Origin of the sequence: Pseudomonas sp. GD03944 (assembly GCF_029839275.1) — a bacterium.
GTDB lineage: Bacteria > Pseudomonadota > Gammaproteobacteria > Pseudomonadales > Pseudomonadaceae > Aquipseudomonas.
This window is the reverse complement of record NZ_JAOCAH010000009.1, coordinates 134,543-154,647: the sequence shown is the minus strand read 5'-3', so window position 1 is coordinate 154,647 and position 20,105 is coordinate 134,543. Positions and strand designations below refer to the sequence as shown.

General features: G+C 63.8%; 21 protein-coding genes. 10 read left to right on the top strand and 11 right to left on the bottom strand.

Translation table 11 applies throughout. The features are described 5' to 3' along the window. Nucleotides 1-558: 558 nt before the first annotated feature. From N5C28_RS15590 to tsaA, 4 genes are all read left to right on the top strand, one after another. Complete coding sequence (locus tag N5C28_RS15590; RefSeq protein WP_279823660.1) at nt 559-1,269, top strand: rRNA pseudouridine synthase; 711 nt, start codon at nt 559-561, stop codon at nt 1,267-1,269. A gap of 35 nt (nt 1,270-1,304) precedes the next feature. Beyond that, a complete protein-coding gene (locus tag N5C28_RS15585) occupies nt 1,305-1,766 on the top strand; it encodes a DUF1456 family protein (RefSeq protein ID WP_279823659.1) in 462 nt (153 codons plus the stop codon). A 103-nt stretch (nt 1,767-1,869) separates the two neighbouring features. Continuing rightward, a complete protein-coding gene (locus N5C28_RS15580; protein ID WP_279823657.1) occupies nt 1,870-2,640 on the top strand; it encodes an SDR family oxidoreductase in 771 nt (256 codons plus the stop codon). Nucleotides 2,641-2,693: 53 nt separating this feature from the next. Further along, nucleotides 2,694-3,392 (top strand): tRNA (N6-threonylcarbamoyladenosine(37)-N6)-methyltransferase TrmO, encoded by a 699-nt coding sequence (gene tsaA, locus N5C28_RS15575; protein ID WP_279823655.1) that lies wholly within the window; start codon nt 2,694-2,696, stop codon nt 3,390-3,392. Between the two features lie 237 nt (nt 3,393-3,629). Here tsaA and fpr read toward each other — a convergent pair whose 3' ends face one another. Beyond that, on the bottom strand, nt 3,630-4,409 hold the full coding sequence (gene fpr, locus N5C28_RS15570) for a ferredoxin-NADP reductase (RefSeq protein WP_279823654.1): 780 nt from the start codon (nt 4,407-4,409) through the stop codon (nt 3,630-3,632). A 110-nt stretch (nt 4,410-4,519) separates the two neighbouring features. On the opposite strand from fpr, the gene N5C28_RS15565 reads away from it, so the two are divergent. Beyond that, on the top strand, nt 4,520-5,446 hold the full coding sequence (locus tag N5C28_RS15565) for a LysR family transcriptional regulator (RefSeq protein WP_279823652.1): 927 nt from the start codon (nt 4,520-4,522) through the stop codon (nt 5,444-5,446). A 7-nt stretch (nt 5,447-5,453) separates the two neighbouring features. Here N5C28_RS15565 and N5C28_RS15560 read toward each other — a convergent pair whose 3' ends face one another. Together N5C28_RS15560 and erdR are read right to left on the bottom strand one after the other, a co-directional pair. After that, nucleotides 5,454-5,819 (bottom strand): diacylglycerol kinase, encoded by a 366-nt coding sequence (locus N5C28_RS15560; RefSeq protein WP_279823650.1) that lies wholly within the window; start codon nt 5,817-5,819, stop codon nt 5,454-5,456. Between the two features lie 74 nt (nt 5,820-5,893). Continuing rightward, nucleotides 5,894-6,544, bottom strand: coding sequence for a response regulator transcription factor ErdR (gene erdR / locus N5C28_RS15555; RefSeq protein ID WP_279823648.1), 651 nt, complete (start codon nt 6,542-6,544; stop codon nt 5,894-5,896). Nucleotides 6,545-6,756: 212 nt separating this feature from the next. Between erdR and N5C28_RS15550 the strand changes: the two genes are divergently transcribed. Beyond that, nucleotides 6,757-7,656 carry a DMT family transporter gene (locus tag N5C28_RS15550; RefSeq protein WP_279823645.1) on the top strand — a complete coding sequence of 300 codons (900 nt, stop codon included), beginning with the start codon at nt 6,757-6,759 and terminating at the stop codon, nt 7,654-7,656. Here N5C28_RS15550 and N5C28_RS15545 read toward each other — a convergent pair. Together N5C28_RS15545 and N5C28_RS15540 are read right to left on the bottom strand one after the other, a co-directional pair. Further along, on the bottom strand, nt 7,651-8,361 hold the full coding sequence (locus N5C28_RS15545; protein ID WP_279823643.1) for a DTW domain-containing protein: 711 nt from the start codon (nt 8,359-8,361) through the stop codon (nt 7,651-7,653). The two genes, N5C28_RS15550 and N5C28_RS15545, sit on opposite strands and share 6 nt — an antisense overlap. Before the next feature lie 146 nt (nt 8,362-8,507). Beyond that, entirely contained in the window at nt 8,508-10,199 is a 1,692-nt protein-coding gene (locus N5C28_RS15540) for an OmpP1/FadL family transporter (RefSeq protein ID WP_279823641.1), read from the bottom strand. Between the two features lie 302 nt (nt 10,200-10,501). Here N5C28_RS15540 and N5C28_RS15535 point away from each other — a divergent pair, with 302 nt between their 5' ends. Then, nucleotides 10,502-10,903 (top strand): quorum-sensing-regulated virulence factor family protein, encoded by a 402-nt coding sequence (locus N5C28_RS15535; protein ID WP_279823639.1) that lies wholly within the window; start codon nt 10,502-10,504, stop codon nt 10,901-10,903. A gap of 6 nt (nt 10,904-10,909) precedes the next feature. Here the strand turns inward: N5C28_RS15535 and N5C28_RS15530 are convergent, their stop codons facing one another. Further along, entirely contained in the window at nt 10,910-11,107 is a 198-nt protein-coding gene (locus N5C28_RS15530; RefSeq protein WP_279823637.1) for a hypothetical protein, read from the bottom strand. 226 nt (nt 11,108-11,333) lie between these two features. On the opposite strand from N5C28_RS15530, the gene N5C28_RS15525 reads away from it, so the two are divergent. Further along, on the top strand, nt 11,334-12,413 hold the full coding sequence (locus tag N5C28_RS15525; protein ID WP_279823634.1) for an LOG family protein: 1,080 nt from the start codon (nt 11,334-11,336) through the stop codon (nt 12,411-12,413). Between the two features lie 53 nt (nt 12,414-12,466). Here the strand turns inward: N5C28_RS15525 and recX are convergent, their stop codons facing one another. The 3 genes from recX to N5C28_RS15510 all read right to left on the bottom strand — a co-directional run bounded on the left by recX (nt 12,467) and on the right by N5C28_RS15510 (nt 14,601). Further along, nucleotides 12,467-12,934 carry a recombination regulator RecX gene (gene recX, locus N5C28_RS15520; protein WP_279823632.1) on the bottom strand — a complete coding sequence of 156 codons (468 nt, stop codon included), beginning with the start codon at nt 12,932-12,934 and terminating at the stop codon, nt 12,467-12,469. An 8-nt stretch (nt 12,935-12,942) separates the two neighbouring features. Next, a complete protein-coding gene (recA, locus tag N5C28_RS15515) occupies nt 12,943-13,998 on the bottom strand; it encodes a recombinase RecA (RefSeq protein WP_279823630.1) in 1,056 nt (351 codons plus the stop codon). A gap of 90 nt (nt 13,999-14,088) precedes the next feature. Further along, entirely contained in the window at nt 14,089-14,601 is a 513-nt protein-coding gene (locus tag N5C28_RS15510; protein WP_279823627.1) for a nicotinamide-nucleotide amidohydrolase family protein, read from the bottom strand. 78 nt (nt 14,602-14,679) lie between these two features. Here N5C28_RS15510 and mutS point away from each other — a divergent pair, with 78 nt between their 5' ends. Both mutS and fdxA read left to right on the top strand, forming a co-directional pair. Beyond that, nucleotides 14,680-17,253 carry a DNA mismatch repair protein MutS gene (gene mutS / locus N5C28_RS15505; RefSeq protein ID WP_279823625.1) on the top strand — a complete coding sequence of 858 codons (2,574 nt, stop codon included), beginning with the start codon at nt 14,680-14,682 and terminating at the stop codon, nt 17,251-17,253. Between the two features lie 139 nt (nt 17,254-17,392). Continuing rightward, entirely contained in the window at nt 17,393-17,716 is a 324-nt protein-coding gene (gene fdxA / locus N5C28_RS15500; protein ID WP_279823624.1) for a ferredoxin FdxA, read from the top strand. Between the two features lie 444 nt (nt 17,717-18,160). Here fdxA and rpoS read toward each other — a convergent pair whose 3' ends face one another. Together rpoS and N5C28_RS15490 are read right to left on the bottom strand one after the other, a co-directional pair. After that, entirely contained in the window at nt 18,161-19,168 is a 1,008-nt protein-coding gene (gene rpoS / locus N5C28_RS15495; RefSeq protein WP_279823621.1) for an RNA polymerase sigma factor RpoS, read from the bottom strand. A 105-nt stretch (nt 19,169-19,273) separates the two neighbouring features. Beyond that, the gene (locus N5C28_RS15490) at nt 19,274-20,104 is read right to left on the bottom strand and encodes a peptidoglycan DD-metalloendopeptidase family protein (RefSeq protein ID WP_279823754.1); all 831 of its coding nucleotides are present in this window, start codon (nt 20,102-20,104) and stop codon (nt 19,274-19,276) included. Nucleotide 20,105: the final 1 nt, after the last annotated feature.

The window sequence follows — 20,105 nt, the reverse complement described above, 5'->3', positions numbered from 1 at the left end:
ACGCACCCTCCCGGGTATCGCTCCGCTCCACCCAGGCTACCGCACTACCACACCGTGGGAGGGGCTTTAGCCGCCACGGCCTCCTCGCCCCCAAAAAGCTCGCGGCTGAAGCCCCTCCTACAAAGCGGCGCGCCCACAACCGTAGCCTGGGTTGAGCGCAGCGATACCTGGGACATAGCACCCCAACCCACCTTTCAAAACACGCTGATGCCCCACCACCGTGGGAGGGGCTTTAGCCGCGACAATCACCTCGCTCCCAAAAAGCTCGCGGCTGAAGCCCCTCCTACGAGCAGCGCGCCCACAACCGTAGCCTGGGTTGAGCGCAGCGATACCCGGGACATAGCACCCCAACCCACCTTTCAAAACACGCTGATGCCCCACCGCACCGTGGGAGGGGCTTTAGCCGCGACAATCACCGCGCCCCCAAAAAGCTCGCGGCTGAAGCCCTCCTACGAAGCGCCGCGCCCGAAGGTTTTTCACACCGCCCACCCTTTGCGCCGTACGCGCCGGCCCCATGGGAGTACAATGCGCGCCATTCCTTTGCCGATGATCGCCTCCATGACCGAACCCACTCGCCTGTCCAAACGCCTGATCGAACGGGTCGGCTGCTCACGCCGTGAGGCCGAGCTGTATATCGAGGGGGGCTGGGTGCTGGTCGATGGCCAGGTGGTGGACGAGCCGCAGTTCAAGGTGCAGGACCAACGTGTCGAGCTGCATCCGGACGCGGTGGCCGAGCCCGTCGAGCCCGTCACGCTGCTGTTGCACGTGCCTGCCGGACATTCGGCGGACAAGGCCGCGGCCACCATCAGCCCTGCCACCCACTGGGCCGACGACGCCAGCGGTATCCGGGTGCTGAAAAGCCATTTCCAGCGCCTGACCGTCTGCGCACCGCTGCAGGCCGGCGCCGATGGCATGCACATCCTGACTCAGGACTGGCGCACCGAGCGCAAGCTGCGCGAGGACCTGGCCAAGCTGGAGCAGGAGTACGTGGTGGAAGTCAGCGGCACGCTCAGCCCGGCCGAGCTGAAACGCCTCAACCATGGCCTGGTGTTCAACGGCACGCCACTGCCGCCGTGCAAGGTCAGCTGGCAGAACGAAACCCGCCTGCGCTTCGCCCTGAAGAACCCGCTGCCCGGCCAGCTGGTGTTCATGTGCAACAGCGTCGGCCTCAAGGTCCTGGGCCTCAAGCGCATCCGCGTTGGCGGCGTGCCGATGACCAAGGTCCAGCCCGGCCAGTGGCGCTACCTGGCGACCAAGGAACGCTTCTGAGCCACCCGCCTCACTCCCCCTATTTCAGGATTCCCATGCTCAACAACGACGTACTGCGCAGCCTGCGCTACCTGCTGGATGTGTCCGATGAACAGCTGGCCGAGATCATCCAGCTCAGCGGGCGCGAAACGCCTGCCAGTGAAGTCAGCGCACTGCTGAAGAAAGACGACGAAGCCGGTTATGCCGACTGCAGCGACGAGGTGCTGGCCCATGCCCTCGACGGCCTGGTGTACTTCAAGCGCGGCAAGGACGACAGCCGCCCGGCCCAGCCCTTCGAGCTGCCGATGACCAACAACGTGGTGCTGAAGAAGCTGCGCGTGGCCTTCGAGCTGAAGGAAGACGACATGCACGCGATCATGCAGAGCGTCGACTGCCCGGTGTCCAAGCCGGAAATGAGCGCACTGTTCCGCAAGGCCGGCCACAGCAACTACCGCCTGTGCGGCGACCAGTTCCTGCGCAACTTCCTCAAAGGCCTGACCCTGCGCGAGCGCGGCTGAGCACACCCTGCTGCATGGCGCCGTATTCCGGCGGGCAATAGTGCCTGCCGCGCACCTGGCGCAGCGTTAGGGTGATGGCATCCCTCCTCGACAAGGATCTGCCATGCACCCTTATTTCTCCCTGCAAGGCCGCACCGCCCTGGTGACTGGCGGTACCCGCGGCATCGGCAAGATGATCGCCCAGGGCTTTCTCGAAGCCGGTGCCACCGTCTACATCTGCGCCCGTGACGGCGCGGCCTGTGCCGAAACCGCACGCGAACTGTCCGCCTACGGCCCTTGCCACGGCCTGGCCGCCAACCTGGCCACCGAAGAAGGCGCACAGGCCTTGGCGGCAGAGCTGTCGAGCCGCCTCGAACACCTGGACATCCTGATCAACAACGCCGGCACCACCTGGGGCGCACCGCTGGAAAGCTACCCCGCCAAGGGCTGGGAGAAGGTCATGCAGCTCAACGTGACAGCCGTGTTCAGTTGCACCCAGCAACTGCTGCCGCTGCTGCGCAAGGCCGGCTCGGCCCAAAGCCCTGCCCGGGTGATCAATATCGGCTCGGTGGCCGGTCTCACGTCCCACGGCGAAAACGCTTACGCCTACGGCCCGAGCAAGGCGGCGCTGCACCAGCTGTCGCGCATGCTGGCCCGTGAGCTGGTGGGCCAGCACATCAACGTCAATGTCATCGCCCCGGGACGCTTCCCGAGCAAGATGACCCAGCACATCACCAACGACGAAGCGGCCATGGCCGAGGACGTGGCGCTGATCCCCATGCAGCGCTGGGGCCGCGAAGAGGAAATGGCGGCACTGGCCATCAGCCTGGCGAGCAGCGCCGGTGCCTACATGACCGGCGCCATCATCCCCATCGACGGCGGCTTTCACCTGTAGGCCAGCGCCCTGGCGGGTTACCATGGCGGCGTTTTCACGTCGAATGCGCCGCCATGTCCTACTCCGTTTCCCCTATCGGCTTCGTCCGCTCCTGCTTCAAGGAAAAGTTCGCCATTCCCCGGCAGCCCCAACTGGCACCGGCCGCACGGGGCGTACTGGAACTGGTGTCGCCCTTCGACCAGGGCGAGGCGGTACAGGGTCTGGAGCAGGTCAGCCATGTGTGGCTGCTGTTTCTGTTCCATCAGGCGCTGGAGGATAAACCGCGACTCAAGGTGCGCCCACCGCGCCTGGGCGGCAACCAGTCGGTCGGGGTGTTCAGCACCCGCGCCACCCACCGGCCGAACGGCATCGGCCAGTCCGTGGTGCGGCTGGAGCGGGTCGAGCCGGGCAAGCTGTGGCTGTCGGGCATCGACCTGCTTGACGGCACACCGGTGCTGGATATCAAGCCGTATGTGCCGTATGCCGACAGCGTGGCCGATGCCGTCAACCGCATCGCCGACAGCGCGCCGGCGCTGATCGACGTGGACTGGCAGCCTGCCGCCCTGACCCAGGGGCAGGCTCACGAACAGCGCCTGGGTGAGCCGCTGGTGGCGCTGATCGAGCAATGCCTGGCCCAGGACCCACGCCCGGCCTACCAGATGCCTGCGCCAGAGCGTCAATACGGGGCGCGCTTCTGGGATGTGGATGTGCGCTGGCATTACCCGCAGCCGGGGCAGATTCGGGTGCTGGAAGTGGTGGCGGCGGAGTCGTAGGGCCGGTTGCCGGTTTGTCCCGGGTGTCGCTGCGCTCGACCCAGGCTACGAAGCAGATCCTGTAGGAGCCCCGACCCGGGGCGAAGCTTTTCCGGGTTAACTGTGACCGGCCTGATTTTGCGCGGTGCCTTTTCGATTCGCCGCGGGGCGCGGCTCCTACAGAAAGCTTCCAGGAGAGGTCTCAAGCGCCCACAAAAAAGCCCGCCGATTGGCGGGCTTTCTCATGAATCGATCGGCTTATTTCTCGACGAAGGCGCGCTCGATCAGGTAGTCACCTGGCTCGCCCATGCGCGGGGAGATTTTCAGGCCGAAGCTGTTCAGTACTTCGCTGGTCTCGTCGAGCATGCTCGGGCTGCCGCAGATCATCGCGCGGTCGTCCTGCGGGTTGATCGGTGGCAGGCCGATGTCGCTGAACAGTTTGCCGCTGCGCATCAGGTCGGTCAGGCGGCCCTGATTCTCGAACTCTTCGCGGGTCACGGTCGGGTAGTAGATCAGCTTCTTCTTCAGCTCTTCACCGAAGAATTCGTTCTGCGGCAGGTGCTCGGTGATGAATTCGCGGTACGCCACTTCGTTGACGTAGCGAACACCGTGAACCAGCACGACCTTCTCGTAGCGCTCGTAGGTTTCCGGGTCCTGGATCACGCTCATGAACGGCGCCAGGCCGGTACCGGTGCTGAGCAGGTACAGGTGCTTGCCCGGCAGCAGGTCGTCGAGGACCAGGGTGCCGGTGGGCTTCTTGCTGATAACGATCTCGTCGCCTTCTTTCAGGTGCTGCAGCTGCGAGGTCAGCGGGCCGTCCGGCACCTTGATGCTGAAGAACTCCAGGTGCTCTTCGTAGTTGGGGCTGGCAATGGAGTACGCGCGCATCAGCGGGCGGCCATTGGGTTGCTGCAGTCCGATCATGACGAACTGGCCATTCTCGAAACGCAGGCCCGGGTCACGGGTGCACTTGAAGCTGAACAGTGTGTCGTTCCAATGATGGACGCTGAGCACACGCTCGATGTTCATATTGCTCATGCAGGCGGCTTCCTCAGAAAGACGACAAGGGTAGATTGCGCGGCATTCTAATGGCACGCACAATATCTGTTAAGTGGATTGTTATGATATAGGTGTTCGGTTATATCGATATGCGATTTACTCTCAGACAACTTCAGGTCTTCGTCGCCGTGGCGCAGCACGAAAGCGTCTCGCGCGCGGCTGCGTCCCTGGCCCTCTCCCAATCGGCGACCAGCACTTCGCTGACCGAACTGGAGCGGCAGTCCGATTGCCAGCTGTTCGATCGGGCGGGCAAGCGCCTCGCCCTCAACGCCCTCGGCCGGCAGCTGCTGCCCGAGGCCGTGGCACTCATCGATCAGGCCAAGGAAATCGAGCGCCTGCTGGGCGGCAAGAGCGGGTTCGGCTCGCTCAACGTCGGCGCCACGCTGACGGTGGGCAACTACCTGGCCACCCTGCTGATCGGCAAGTTCATGCAGCACCACCCCGAGTGCAAGGTGAAGCTGCACGTGCAGAACACTGCGCATGTGGTGCAGCAGGTGGCCCATTACGAACTGGACCTGGGCCTGATCGAAGGCGACTGCCAGCACGCCGAGATCGAGGTGCAGCCCTGGGTGGAGGACGAGCTGGTGGTGTTCTGCGCCCCCAATCACCCGCTGGCCAGCTGCGGCGAAGCGTCGCTGGCAGAACTGGCCAACGAGGCCTGGATTCTGCGCGAACAGGGTTCCGGTACACGCCTGACGTTCGACCAGGCCATGCGTCATCACCCCGCCGCGCTGAACATCCGCCTGGAGCTGGAGCACACCGAAGCCATCAAGCGGGCTGTGGAATCGGGCCTGGGCATCGGCTGCATCTCGCGCCTGGCGCTGCGTGACGCCTTCCGCCGGGGCAGCCTGGTGGCGGTGGAGACCCCGACACTGGACCTGCGCCGGCAGTTCTATTTCATCTGGCACAAGCAGAAGTACCAGACCGCCGCCATGCGCGAATTCCTGGAGCTGTGCCGCGCCATGACAGCCGGGGTCAAACGCAGCGACGAGATCGTGCTGCCGATGGTGCGTTGAGGCCGGATCAGCCGAGCAGGATCACCAGCCACACGCTGGTGATGAGGGTCAGGGAAACCAGTTGCGCGGCACTGCCCATGTCCTTGGCGTTCTTCGACAAGGGATGCAGGTCCAGGGAAATGCGGTCGATGGCCGCTTCGACGGCGGAATTGAGCAGCTCCACGATCAGCGCCAGCAGGCACACGCCGATCATCAGGGCCCGCTCGCCGCGGCTGATATCGAAGAAGAAGGTCAGCGGGATCAGCACCGCATTGAGCAGCACCAGTTGGCGAAACGCCGCCTCGCCGGTGAACGCGGCGCGCAAGCCGTCCAGCGAATAGCCGGCGGCATTGAGAATACGCTTGAGGCCTACCTGGCCCTTGAATGGCGACATGATCGAGCGAACCGCAGCAGTAAAAGGCCGGCAGATTACGCCATTGGCGGGTAAAAGTCCGGCAGGTCCGTGGCTCAGCTCGCCGGAATGGATTCCAGCTGCTGCAGCAGCAGCGCCGCCTGGGTCCGGGTGCGGACGCCGAGTTTGCGGAAGATCGCCGTGACATGCGCCTTGACCGTGGCTTCGGACACGCTCAGCTCATAGGCGATCTGCTTGTTCAGCAACCCTTCGCAGACCATGGTCAGCACGCGGAACTGCTGGGGCGTGAGGCTGGCCAGGCCAGCACTGGCGGCCTTGGCTTCCTCGGAGACGCTGGTCGCGTCCTGGGTCAGGTGCGGCCACCAGGCATCGCCGTCCAACACGCCTTGCACGGCCTGCTGGATGGTTTCCAGGGAACTGGACTTGGGAATGAACCCACTGGCACCGAACTCACGGGCGCGCACGACGACGGCGGCATCTTCCTGGGCGGAAATCATCACCACGGGGATCTGCGGGTATTGCCCGCGCAACAGGACCAGACCGGAGAAACCGTAGGCGCCGGGCATGTTGAGGTCCAGCAGCACCAGGTCCCAGTCGGCCTTTTCGGCCAGGCGGGCTTCCAGTTCGGCGATGCTGGCGGCTTCCACCAGGCGGACGTCAGGGCCAAGACCGAGGGTCAGGGCTTGTTGCAACGCGCTGCGAAACAGCGGGTGGTCGTCGGCAATCAGGATTTCGTAAGCGGCCATGGCAGATCCTGTTCTTGTTATGTGTGTACCCTGAGCGGTACGTCGGTGGGGCTCCGGGCCCCTCCCGGAAAAAGCCCTTGGCTGTGCGTGGAACGATTTCAGCACAACCCAAATGCGCCTGAGGCGGCGCCCAGCATGCCGAGCGATGACGGGGTGGTCAAGCGCAACGCTTTGCGGCACAGTCTGCGCCCTCCTCCGTCGAGAACCTGTCCATGCGAAGCCAAGCCCTGCGTGCCGATCTCCTGATGCTGCTGACCGCCATGATCTGGGGCTCCTCATTCGTGGCCCAGCGCCTGGGCATGGACTCGATCGGCCCCTTTCTCTATAGCGGCCTGCGCTTCGCCCTCGCCACCCTGGCGCTGCTGCCGGTGCTGTGGTTTCTGCAATACCGCGCACGGCACACACCGGCCCCGGCGATGAGCCGCCAACTGATCCTGGGTGGCATGGCCATGGGGCTGGCGCTGACGCTGGGCATCAACCTGCAGCAGGTCGGCCTGCTGTTCACCAGCGTCACCAACTCGGGCTTCATCACCGGGCTCTACGTGATCATCGTGCCGCTGCTGGGCCTGCTGCTCGGCCAGCGGGCGAGCCTGGGCATCTGGCTGGGCGCCTCGCTGGCGGTGGTGGGCATGTTCCTGCTCAGCGTAGGCGAAGGCTTCCAGGTGGCATCCGGCGACTGGATACAGCTGGCCGGCGCGTTCATCTGGGGCGTGCACGTGTTGCTGGTGGGCTTCTTCGCCGGCCGCCACGACCCGCTGCGCCTGGCGCTGGTGCAGTTCGCCACCTGTGCGGTGATCAGCCTGCTGCTGGCGGTCATCCTTGAAGACATCCACCTCGAGGCGATTATCGCCGCCGGCCCGGCGATCCTCTATGGCGGGTTGTTCGGCGTGGCCGTCGGCTTCACCCTGCAGGTCATCGCGCAGAAACACGCCATCGCTTCCCACGCTGCGATCATCCTCTCCCTGGAGGCGGTGTTCGCGGCAGTGGCCGGCGCCCTCCTGCTGGGCGAAGCCCTGGCGATAAAGGGTTACTTCGGCTGCGCGCTGATGCTGGGCGGCATGTTCCTGGCGCAGCTGTGGCCGAAGAAGGCGCCGCCGCAGGCCGCGCTATAGGAATTCGCGCAGCTGCTGGTGCAGGTCGTCATTGATGTCGACGGCGCGCGGCGCCTTGGAGGCCAGGTAGTGCTGACTGAACACGTCCAGGTAGAGGTTGAGCGCGTCGGCGGCACGCTGGTCACCGGCCAGCTCCAGGCAGAGGGCGGCCACCTCGGCGGTGCACAGGTGGTCATCACGCTTGGAGCGGCGCAGGCGGTAGCGTGACAGCTGCTCCGGCTGCAGGCTGAGCACCGGCAGGCCATCCAGGTACGGGCTCTTGCGGAACATCTTGCGCGCCTCGCTCCAGGTTGCATCGAGCAACACGAACAACGGGCGCTTGCCACTGTCGACCTTCACTTCGCTGACCACCCGCTCCGGCGCCACATACTCGCCGGGGAACACCAGATACGGCTGCCATTGCGGGTCCGCCAGCAAGGCCGGCAGCTCTGGGTCGACCACCGTGCGCAGCCAGCCGAATGCCGAGGTATCGGCCACCACGTCGGCGATCAGCCAACCGGTATTGCTCGGCTTGAGCGCTTCGACGTCGTGCATCACCAGGCACACGCCCGACACCGCGGGGACTCGCGGTGTAAAGGCACAGAGGCAGTGGCTGGGAATCAGCCGGCACCCGGGGCAGCGCACAGCCCTGGAACCACGCGCCACGAACGGCCGGGCACTGCGGGCCAGGCGGGCGGCGCGCAAACGCGAAACGGCATGACTCATGGGCGCGCCCCCCTTGGCAGGGAGCGAGAGCGGAACAGCGGTGAACACAGGCAGAACATGCGGCGCCCCGAGGCACATGACAAAGGGCGCGCAGTCTAGCAGGACCGCTCAGGCGCCGCGCCTGTGGCGCGACAACCTGCAACGGCCTAGAACTGGTGACTCAGGGCCAGGCCGATGAAGTGAATACGGGTTTCGTACTCGCCGTTGTAGTTGCCGCCGTTACCCGTGCAGCGCACCCCGCTGTCCCGGTACAGCCCACCGCTGCCCGGCACCCAGCCGGCCGGCGAACAGTTGTCGGTGTAGTCCGCCTTGCCAGTGGCGAACTTGACGAAGCTGTAGGCCAGGTCGAGGGAGGTGTCTTCGGTCACCTTGTAGTTGGCACCGAACGACAACCAGTAGCGGTCCGCGTCGGGGAAGGCCGGGTGGCGAAGCTGGGTCGAGCTGACCGGTGATTTGTCATAGGCCACCCCGGTACGCAGCAGCAGGTCATCGTTGTACTGGTAGTTCATCCCCAGCGACAGCTTGTAGGTGTCCTTCCAGTCCTGCTCGACCACCAGGTCTCCTTCGGTCACGCCGTTGAAGTAGGGATAACCCGCCACCTGATCCAGGCCGATGCGCACCTCGTCGAGGCGCGAATGCCGGGTGAAGGTCAGGTCGGCCATCAACGCGACCTTGTCGTTGAGCTGGTGGAAGGCGTTGAACGAGAGCATTTCCGGCGTATCGATCGAGGTCTTGGCGTCGGAGTTGGGGTGCAGGCGGCTGGCGGCGAAGTCGGCCGGGCTGATCCAGTTGTCCGGATCGAGGATCTGGGCGAGCTCATCCCGCGGGGGCAGAGTGATGAAGCCAAAATCGATACCACCGCTCAGATCGGTCGCCGGCGAGGGCACGGCACCGGATGCGCCCGCAAAGCTCCACTTGCTCTTCCCCTCCAGGGTATGGCGGATGTTGGAGCGGTAGGACACCCCAAAGCGGGTCGTGTCCGTGGGTTCCCACAGGTAGCCGATGTTCCAGCCAAAGCCCCAGTCATCGCCCTTGACCCGGAAATACCCATCACCTTCGACGTTATCGGCAAAGTTGGACGCCACGCAATCGACGAACGCATCACCGGCCTGGCCATTGCAGCTGCTGATTTCCTCCGGCACGGAAAGCCCTGGATAGGCCAACGGGATAGCAAACTGCCCCAATGGCGACGCGGCCAGCGCTGTAAGATCGGAGTTGGCTGTAACGAACTGCCCCGCCAACTGCCGCGACGCCCCTTTCACATCCGCGGCACCACGCTGCACCGACTTGATGTACTGCGCCGAGACCCCGAAGCCGATGCTGTGGTGTTCGTTGATGCGAATGCCGATGCTCGGGTTGAAGTTCACCGTTTCCAGGCTCGCCGACTGGATGCCGTAGCGCCCGGCCCAGTTTTCCTTGTAATCGAGCTTGGCGCCGAAGGGGGTGAAAATTCCCATGCCCACCGTGAGCCAGTCGTTCACCTCGCGGGAAAAGTAGAAATTCGGCGCCGCGGCCGCATCCGGCAGGTAGGAACCGGCGTCCCCCGTCACCGGCTGGCCGAAGGCGTCGGTGCTGCCGTTGTCCTTGTACTCGCCATCGGGCAGCAGGATGCTCAGCCCCGAGGTGACCTGCGTCCCCTTGAGACGCGCCAGGCCGGCCGGGTTGTAGAAAATGGTCGAGGGGTCGGCGGCTTCCGCACCATTGGCGTGAGCCGTGCCCTGGGCCGACACCGACTGCGAACCGAAGTGATAACCCGAGGCCTGCACCTGGCCAACCTGCATTGCCAGCGGACCTGCGGCAAGCAATACCAGTGGTCCATAGCGTGTAATTCTTGTCATTATTGGGTGAACTCCTGCAAGGGACGTTGATGCAGGGAGCGGTCGTACGGTTGTCCGGGACTACAGGCAGGACAGTTCAGGAATCTGGGTGCCGCTCACCAGCACGCCTTTATCGGACCCGTAACAGGCACCACATTTCACCAATCTTTGGTCGTGGCAAAACACTGGCAACCGATTCGTTGTCGCCTTTGGTAACAACTGCATGCGATGGACGACCTGGCTCGAACGAAGCGGCGTTCACGTGCGAACATCCGGCGACCCTCCGGGTCTAACCGCATTCAATGATTTCAGGGAGTACCCCAATGCTGCGTCTTATCGCCCCTCTTCTCACCCTCGGTCTGCTCATGCCAGTCGCGCACGCGGCGTCGCTGAGCGACCACGAGTTGAGCCAGATGCTGGAGAAGGTCGCCCGGGAAAGCAGCGTGGGCACGCCGCGTGCAATCAATGAGGATATTCTCGACCAGGGCTATACGGTCGAAGGCAAGGAACTGATCAACCACCTGAGCGTGCGCAGCGGCCATGCCGCGCAGATGCGCGGCAACCCGGACAGTACCCGTGCCCAGTTGGCCAACAGCGTCTGCCAGAACCCGGGCTATCGCCAATTGCTGGCGAGGGGCGCCGTGCTACGTTACGAGTTCAGCGAATACCGGAGCAATCGCCCGGTCACCACCGAACGTTTCACCAAATCCGACTGCGGACTGTAAGCCGCGTCAGCCCTGATGCTGTTCGCGCTGCTGCTCGTCATCGGCGCGCAGGTCCGCCAGCAGCGCCTCCATGTAGCGCGAACGCCGCGCGCCACCCTCCAGCCGTCGTCGGCACTCATCTTCCAGGCTCAACTGGTTGGTTTGTGCCGCCTGCGCCAGGAAGCGGTAGAGATCCACGTCTACGTCCAACGTCAGCTTGGGCATGCCTGCCCCTCCCTTTTCCTGCTCTCAGAGCAAGTAAATCAGAGCCCTGCGGCGCGTCCGGGGCTTCGGACGAACGGCCATCGCGCTAGCCCTGTGCATCGCGTCCACGGCCGACCGGCGTTCCCTCCCGCGCGCCTGAAACAAAGTGCCGGTAGCCTGCAACACGCCAGCCATACTTAAAGCCAGGGGCCCGAAATGGCTCCGCGGCCAGTCAAGGAACCACGCCATGCCTTATGAAGCGGACGACTACCTATCCCGGCATTTCCAGACCAGCGGGATCGACCTGACGCAGAAAGTGGATGAACTCACGGCCCTGGTGGTGCCGCCCACGAGCCCCAACCTACCGCTCTACCGCGACATGTTCATCACCGTGATTCGCATGGCCCAGGCCGACCGCAACCGCTGGGACGCCAAGATCATGCTGCAGACCCTGCGCGAGATGGAGCGGGCGTTCGCCACCCTGGAAAAGTTCAAGCGCCGCCGAAAGGTCACGGTCTTCGGCTCGGCCCGCACCCCGCCCGGCCATCCGGTGTACGAACTCGCCCGAGACCTCGGGGCCACCCTGGCGCGCTATGACCTGATGACGATCACCGGGGCCGGCGGCGGCATCATGGCCGCCGCCCATGCCGGCGCCGGACGCGACAACAGCCTGGGCTTCAATATCGCCCTGCCGTTCGAGCAGGGGGCCAATCCCACCATGCAGGGCAGCGAGAACCTGCTGTCGTTCCACTTCTTCTTTCTGCGCAAGCTGTTCTTCGTCAAGGAAGCCGACGCCCTGGTGCTGTGCCCCGGCGGTTTCGGCACCCTGGACGAAGCGGTGGAAGTGCTGACATTGATACAGACTGGCAAAAGCCCCCTGGTGCCTGTGGTGCTGCTGGATCAACCGGGCGGTACGTTCTGGCAGGATGCCCTGGCGTTCATCGAAAAGAACTTGCTCGGCAACCACTACATCCTGCCGGAGGACATGCAGCTGATGCACCTGGTGTACAGCGCCGAGGACGCCGCCGCCGAAATCGCCACGTTCTACAGCAACTACCACTCCAGCCGCTGGTTCAAGGACCAGTACGTCCTGCGCCTCAACCATCCGCTGAGTGAGGACGCTCTGGAACAGTTGAACCGGGACTTCAGCGACCTGTGCAAAAGCGGCGGCTTTCAGCAACGCACCTACAGCGAGCAGGAAAAGGACGAACCCGAGCTTTGTCACCTGACACGGCTGACGTTCGCCTTTCATAGTCGAAACTACGGGCGCCTGCGGGCACTGCTCAACCAGGTCAACCAACAGCAGAACTGGGTCGACAAAGCCTGAGGCTGATTGGTCTGGAAAAGGTCTGGAGGGTGGTCAATACGGCTGACGGAGTGTCAGTCGTCATCCTGGCCGCGCAACAGGCGACCGATCATGTCCAGTGAATACCCGCGGTAGCTGAGAAAGCGCCCTTGCTGGGCACGCTCCCGCGCATCCCGAGGTAGCACGCCGGCGAATTTGCGTCGCCAGGTGTCTGCCAGCAGTTCACGCCAGTCAATGGTACTGTCGCGCAGTGCCTGCTCGATGTCGGCCCGGGGCAATCCGCGCTGAGCCAGCTCCTCGCGGATGCGCATCGGTCCGTAGCCTGCCCGTGCCCGGTAGCTGACGAAGCTTTCCAGGTAACGCGCCTCCGACAACAAGCCCTCTTCCGCCAGGCGGTCGAGGGCAGGTTCGATCAAGTCGTCAGGGGCGCCGCGCTTGCGCAGCTTGCGGGTCAGTTCGACGCGGCCGTGTTCTCGACGTGCCAGCAGGTCCATGGCAGCCCGCCGCACGGCAGCGGGGTTGTCGAGAACAACGGACGACATGACCGAACTCAGGCGTCGATGTCGGCGTCAGCCATGTCATCGGCGGTGGCACTGGCGCCGGCCTTGGCCGGGCCGTTGTTCACCAGCAGTTTTTCGCGGATCAGGCCTTCGATGGTGCGTGCCACTTCCGGGTTGTCTTCCAGGTACTTGGCCGAGTTGGCCTTGCCCTGACCGATCTTGTTGCCCTGGTAGCTGTACCAGGCACCGGATTTCTCCAGCAGGCCCAGTTGAACGCCGAGGTCGATGATCTCGCCGTTACGGTAGATGCCCTTGCCGTACAGGATCTGGAACTCGGCCTGACGGAACGGCGGCGATACCTTGTTCTTGACCACTTTGACGCGGGTTTCGCTGCCCACGACTTCGTCGCCTTCCTTCACCGCGCCGGTGCGGCGGATGTCCAGGCGGACCGAGGCGTAGAACTTCAGCGCGTTACCGCCGGTGGTGGTTTCCGGGCTACCGAACATCACACCGATCTTCATGCGGATCTGGTTGATGAAGATGACCAGGCAGTTGGCGTTCTTGATGTTGCCGGTGATCTTGCGCAGCGCCTGGGACATCAGGCGAGCCTGCAGGCCGACGTGCATGTCACCCATTTCGCCTTCGATTTCCGCCTTCGGCACCAGGGCCGCCACGGAGTCGACGATGATCACGTCGATGGCGTTCGAGCGCACCAGCATGTCGGTGATTTCCAGCGCCTGCTCACCGGTGTCCGGCTGGGACACCAGCAGGTCATCGACGTTGACGCCAAGCTTGCCGGCGTAGTCGGGGTCCAGGGCGTGTTCGGCGTCGACGAAGGCGCAGGTGGCGCCCATTTTCTGGGCTTCGGCGATGACCGACAGGGTCAGGGTGGTCTTACCGGAAGATTCCGGACCGTAGATTTCGACGATCCGGCCTTTCGGCAGGCCACCGATGCCCAGTGCGATGTCGAGGCCGAGGGAGCCGGTGGAGATGGCCGGGATGGCCTGGCGCTCATGGTCGCCCATGCGCATGACCGCGCCCTTGCCGAATTGCTTTTCGATCTGGCCCAGGGCTGCCGCCAAGGCGCGCTTCTTATTCTCGTCCATTGAAATCCTCACGTAATCAAGAAGGGCCTGCTAGCGGCCACCAACAACTGTATAAGTAGCCAGTATTATTCCACAGGGCAAGTCGCTCGCCTACCCCAGGTTTTGATTTTCTTGAGCGAGCAGCCGCAACAGCCCCGCCAGTGCGGCCTCGACCGTTTGTCGGCGAACCGCGGCGCGGTCGCCAGGGAACTGCCGGCGCACGCTGGATACCCGCTCGCCATCGCCCCAGGCCAGCCAGACCGTACCCACCGGCTTGTGCGCCGAGCCACCGCCTGGCCCCGCCACACCACTGACGGCAACGGCATAACGCGCCCCGCTGGCGGCCTGGGCGCCCCGCACCATGGCCTCGACCACTTCCTGGCTCACCGCGCCGACGGCGTCGAACAATGCTTCGGGCACCGCCAGTTGCCTGGTCTTCTGCCGGTTGGAATAGGTGACGTAGCCGGCCTCGAACCAGGCCGAACTCCCGGCGACCCGGGTGATCGCCTCGGCAATCCCGCCGCCGGTACAGGATTCGGCCGTGCTGACCTGGGCGTTCTGCGCCTGCAGGTGTTGGCCCAGTTCGACGGCCAGACGCGTCAGATGTTCTTCATTCACCAGCATGTGCACTCCGGGGTTAAAGCCTGCCAGGGGGATACCGTACACTACGCGCTTTTGCGATTCAGCCGGACAGCCAGAACGATGAGCCAAAGCGACCTCAGCGCCCACACACCGATGATGCAGCAGTACTGGAAACTGAAGAATCAGCATCCGGATCAGTTGATGTTCTACCGCATGGGCGACTTCTACGAGATCTTCTACGAGGACGCGAAAAAGGCCGCGAAACTGCTGGACATCACCCTGACCGCCCGCGGCCAGTCCGCCGGCCAGGCAATCCCGATGTGCGGGATTCCCTACCACGCCGCCGAAGGCTACCTGGCCAAGCTGGTCAAGCTCGGCGAATCGGTGGTGATCTGCGAGCAGGTGGGTGACCCGGCGACCAGCAAGGGCCCGGTCGAACGCCAGGTGGTACGCATCATCACCCCCGGCACGGTCAGCGACGAAGCGCTGCTCGATGAACGCCGCGACAACCTGCTGGCCGCCGTGCTCGGTGACGAGCGCCTGTTCGGCCTGGCCGTGCTGGACATCACCAGCGGCCGCTTCAGCGTGCTGGAGATCAAGGGCTGGGAAAACCTGCTGGCCGAGCTGGAACGCCTCAACCCGGTCGAGCTGCTGATCCCGGATGACTGGCCCCAGGGCCTGCCCGCCGAAAAACGCCGCGGTTCGCGCCGCCGTGCGCCCTGGGACTTCGAGCGCGACTCGGCCCACAAGAGCCTGTGCCAGCAGTTCGGCACCCAGGACCTGAAGGGCTTCGGCTGCGAAACCCTGACCCTGGCCATCGGCGCCGCCGGCTGCCTGCTGGGGTATGCCAAGGAAACCCAGCGCACCGCCCTGCCGCACCTGCGCAGCCTGCGCCACGAACGCCTGGACGATACCGTCATTCTCGACGGCGCCAGCCGCCGTAACCTGGAGCTGGACATCAACCTGGCCGGTGGGCGCGACAACACCCTGCAATCGGTGGTCGATCGCTGCCAGACCGCCATGGGCAGCCGCCTGCTCAGCCGCTGGTTGAATCGCCCGCTGCGTGACCGTCGCGTTCTGGAAGCCCGCCAGGAATCGATTACCTGCCTGCTGGAGCGCTACCGTTTCGAAACGCTGCAGCCCCAGCTGAAGGAAATCGGCGATCTGGAGCGCATCCTCGCGCGCATCGGCCTGCGCAACGCGCGCCCTCGGGACCTGGCGCGCCTGCGTGACGCCCTGGCGGCCCTGCCCGAACTGCAGCAGGCGATGGCCTCTCTGGAGGCAGATCACCTCAAGGCTCTGGCGGACACCGTGCGCACTTACCCCGAGCTGGCCGAACTGCTGGCCCGCGCGATCATCGACAACCCGCCGGCGGTGATTCGCGACGGTGGCGTGCTGAAGACCGGCTACGACGCCGAGCTGGACGAGCTGCAGTCGCTGAGCGAGAACGCCGGCCAGTACCTGATGGACCTGGAGACCCGCGAGAAGGCTCGCACCGGGCTGGCCAACCTCAAGGTCGGCTACAACCGGGTGCATGGTTACTTCATCGAGCTGCCGAGCAAGCAGGCCGAGTCCGCCCCTGCCGACTACATCCGTCGCCAGACCCTGAAAGGCGCCGAGCGCTTCATCACGCCGGAGCTCAAGGAATTCGAAGACAAGGCCCTGTCGGCCAAGAGCCGCGCCCTGGCCCGGGAAAAGATGCTCTATGACGAGTTGCTGGAGCAGCTCATCAGCCACCTGGCTCCGCTGCAGGACAGCGCCGCGGCCCTGGCCGAGCTGGACGTGCTGAGCAACCTGGCCGAGCGTGCACTGAACCTCGACCTGAACCGTCCGCGCTTCGTCGATGAGCCCTGCATGCGTATCGAGCAAGGCCGCCATCCGGTGGTCGAGCAGGTACTGACCACGCCGTTCGTGGCCAACGACCTGAGCCTGGACGACGCCACGCGCATGCTGATCATCACCGGCCCGAACATGGGCGGTAAGTCCACCTACATGCGCCAGACCGCCCTGATCGTGCTGCTGGCCCATATCGGCAGCTTCGTGCCGGCGGCCAGCTGCGAGCTGTCGCTGGTCGACCGCATTTTCACCCGCATCGGTTCGTCCGATGACCTGGCGGGCGGGCGCTCGACCTTCATGGTGGAAATGAGCGAAACCGCCAACATCCTGCACAACGCCACGGAAAAGAGCCTGGTGCTGATGGACGAGGTCGGCCGGGGTACCAGCACCTTCGATGGTCTGTCCCTGGCCTGGGCCGCCGCCGAGCAACTGGCGAAGCTGCGGGCCTACACCCTGTTCGCCACGCACTATTTCGAGCTGACGGTGCTGCCGGAGAGCGAATCGATCGTCGCCAACGTGCACCTCAACGCCACGGAGCACAACGAGCGCATCGTGTTCCTGCACCACGTGCTGCCCGGCCCGGCCAGCCAGAGCTACGGCCTGGCCGTGGCGCAACTGGCGGGCGTTCCCGGCCAGGTCATCCTGCGCGCCCGCGAGCACCTGGCGCGCCTGGAAACCACCAGCCTGCCGCACGACGTACCGCGCAGCGAGCCGGGGCAACAGGCCGCGCCGATGCAGAACGACCTCTTCGCGAGCCTCCCGCACCCGGTGCTGGAGGAATTAATGAAGATCAATCCGGATGATCTGACGCCGCGAAAAGCCCTCGAGCTGTTATATACATGGAAGACGCGAATCTAACGCCCGACCGCACAAGCTGTTAGAATCGCGCGCATTTTTACGACTGCCCGGTTTACAGCCTGAGCCGAGGCCATTATTGAGCGCCTGCAAGCCCTGCCGATAAAGGGAGCAGACCGCTGCCCGAGGAGAGAATCAGACCATGACCTTCGTCGTTACCGACAACTGCATCAAGTGCAAATACACCGACTGTGTGGAAGTCTGCCCGGTTGACTGCTTCTACGAAGGCCCGAACTTCCTGGTCATTCACCCGGACGAGTGCATCGACTGTGCCCTGTGCGAGCCGGAGTGCCCTGCCCAGGCGATCTTCTCGGAAGACGAAGTACCGGAAGACATGCAGGAGTTCATCGCGCTGAACGGGGAGCTGGCTGACGTGTGGCCGAACATCACCGAGAAGAAAGACGCGCTGGCCGACGCCGAAGAGTGGGATGGCGTGAAAGAGAAGCTGCAACACCTGGAGCGCTAGGCGCCCTGGTAAAGCCAGAACCCGCCTTGTGCGGGTTTTTGCTTTTCTGGGAGCACTTTTCTGCAGGCAAAAAAAGGGGCGGTGTTACCCGCCCACTCTTTTGTCCCTACTCCCTTTCTTTCCTACTCATCGTCCTGATGAAATCGCATCCGGCGATTGTCCTGGCTGCAATCCGTTGCGGCCTGTGTCGATCCGTCGACACAGTTCAAATACTAGCCAATCGGGGATGTGCGGCAACCCCCTGCCAAAGCCTTGCACCCCGCAAAAAAGCGGCACGCAAAATAATTTAATTGATATCTATCAATAGGTTAGGAACAGCACATACCGCGAGTGGTTCGTTTTCTGGCGTTATTTCCCGCATACGCTTACATGTAATGTAAGTGATGGCTTACAAGCACCCACAAAAAACCCGGCCGAAGCCGGGTTTCGAGTTCAAGCGAACGCTTACTGGAACAACGCATCGCTCGACAGGCCGTTCTTCTCCAGGATTTCCCGAAGGCGCTTCAGCGCCTCCACCTGGATCTGCCTGACGCGTTCTCGGGTCAGGCCGATTTCCTGCCCGACCTCTTCCAGGGTGCAGCTCTCATGGCCGCGCAAGCCAAAACGACGCACGACGACTTCGCGTTGCTTGTCGGTCAGCTCGGACAGCCACTGGTCGATGCTCTGCGAGAGGTCATCGTCCTGCAGCAGCTCGCAGGGATCGGTGGGGCGGTCGTCGGTCAGGGTGTCGAGCAGCGTCTTGTCCGAGTCCGGACCGAGGGATACGTCCACCGAAGACACCCGCTCGTTCAGGCCAAGCATGCGCTTGACCTCACCCACCGGTTTTTCCAGCAGGTTGGCGATTTCTTCGGCCGAAGGCTCGTGGTCGAGCTTCTGGGTCAATTCACGAGCGGCACGCAGGTAAACGTTGAGCTCTTTGACCACATGAATGGGTAATCGAATGGTACGGGTCTGATTCATGATCGCCCGTTCGATGGTCTGGCGGATCCACCAGGTGGCATAGGTCGAGAAGCGGAAACCCCGTTCAGGGTCGAACTTCTCCACGGCCCGGATCAGCCCGAGGTTGCCCTCTTCGATCAGGTCCAGCAGGGAAAGGCCGCGGTTGACGTAGCGTCGGGCGATTTTCACCACCAGGCGCAGGTTGCTCTCGATCATGCGCTTGCGCCCGGCAGGGTCGCCCTTCTGCGCCAGGCGCGCGAAGTGCACTTCCTCTTCGGGAGTAAGCAGGGGGGAAAAACCGATTTCGTTGAGGTACAGCTGAGTGGCGTCGAGCGCGCGGGTGTAATCGATGTACTTGTGTTGCTTGCTGCTGGTGGAGTGTTTGGCCTTGGTGCGCGGGGTCGGTGTTTCCACCTCGTCGCTCAACACCTCATCCAGGACGATACCTGGCTCCATGAGGAGCAGCTCATCGTCGACGTCAAACTCCGGCGCTTCTTTTTGATTGAGTGCCATTGTTGTTGTCCCTTGCTGAGTTCGACAGCAAGCCCTGGTGGCGCCTCGTTCCTTGGCTACACCTGAGCCCGTCCATCCTACGTGGAAGAACAGGCTGGAAACGAATCAACGACGTGGCAGGTATTGCAACGGATCCACTGGCTTACCCTGACGGCGAATCTCGAAGTGAAGCTTCACCCGGTCGGTTCCCGTAGAACCCATCTCGGCAATTGTCTGCCCGGCTTTGACCCGCTGCCCCTCCCGTACTAACAGCCTACGGTTGTGACCGTAAGCGCTTACGTAGGTATCACTGTGTTTGATGATCACCAACTCGCCGTAGCCCCGTAAACCACTCCCGGCGTACACCACGGATCCATCAGACGCAGCCAAAACAGGCTGGCCCAATTCACCGGCGATATCAATGCCTTTATTCAAACTACCGTTTGAGGAAAAACGGCCGATAATCGCACCATTTGCCGGCCATGCCCAACCCGATGCGGAGCGCTGAACGGGCTGCACCGGCGTGGTCGCCGGGGTGACCTTGATGGGTGTCGCCGGGGCGGTTGGCGCCTGAGCGGGCGGGGCCTGCACGGGTGCGGTGGGACGAACCACCGGGGTGGACGGCCTGACGACGGGCGGCGCCGTAGCCACCACCGGTGCTCGGCTCGGCTGCTGTCCGTCGAAGCGGATCACCTGCCCCACGCGAATCAGGTAAGGCGGTGCGATACCGTTGCGGGCCGCCAGGGCCTTCCAGTCCCAGCCGAACCGGAAGGCGATGGAATAGAGGGTGTCGCCGCGCTTGACCACGTACTGACCGCTGGTCACCGGTTGACGTTGCGCAACGGCAGCGGCCCCGCGGTTATTGCGATCGACGACCTGGACGCCACCAGGGGGCGGGCTTGCACAGCCCGCCAGGGCAGCAGCGATGACCAATCCACTCAACAGGCTTCGAGCAATG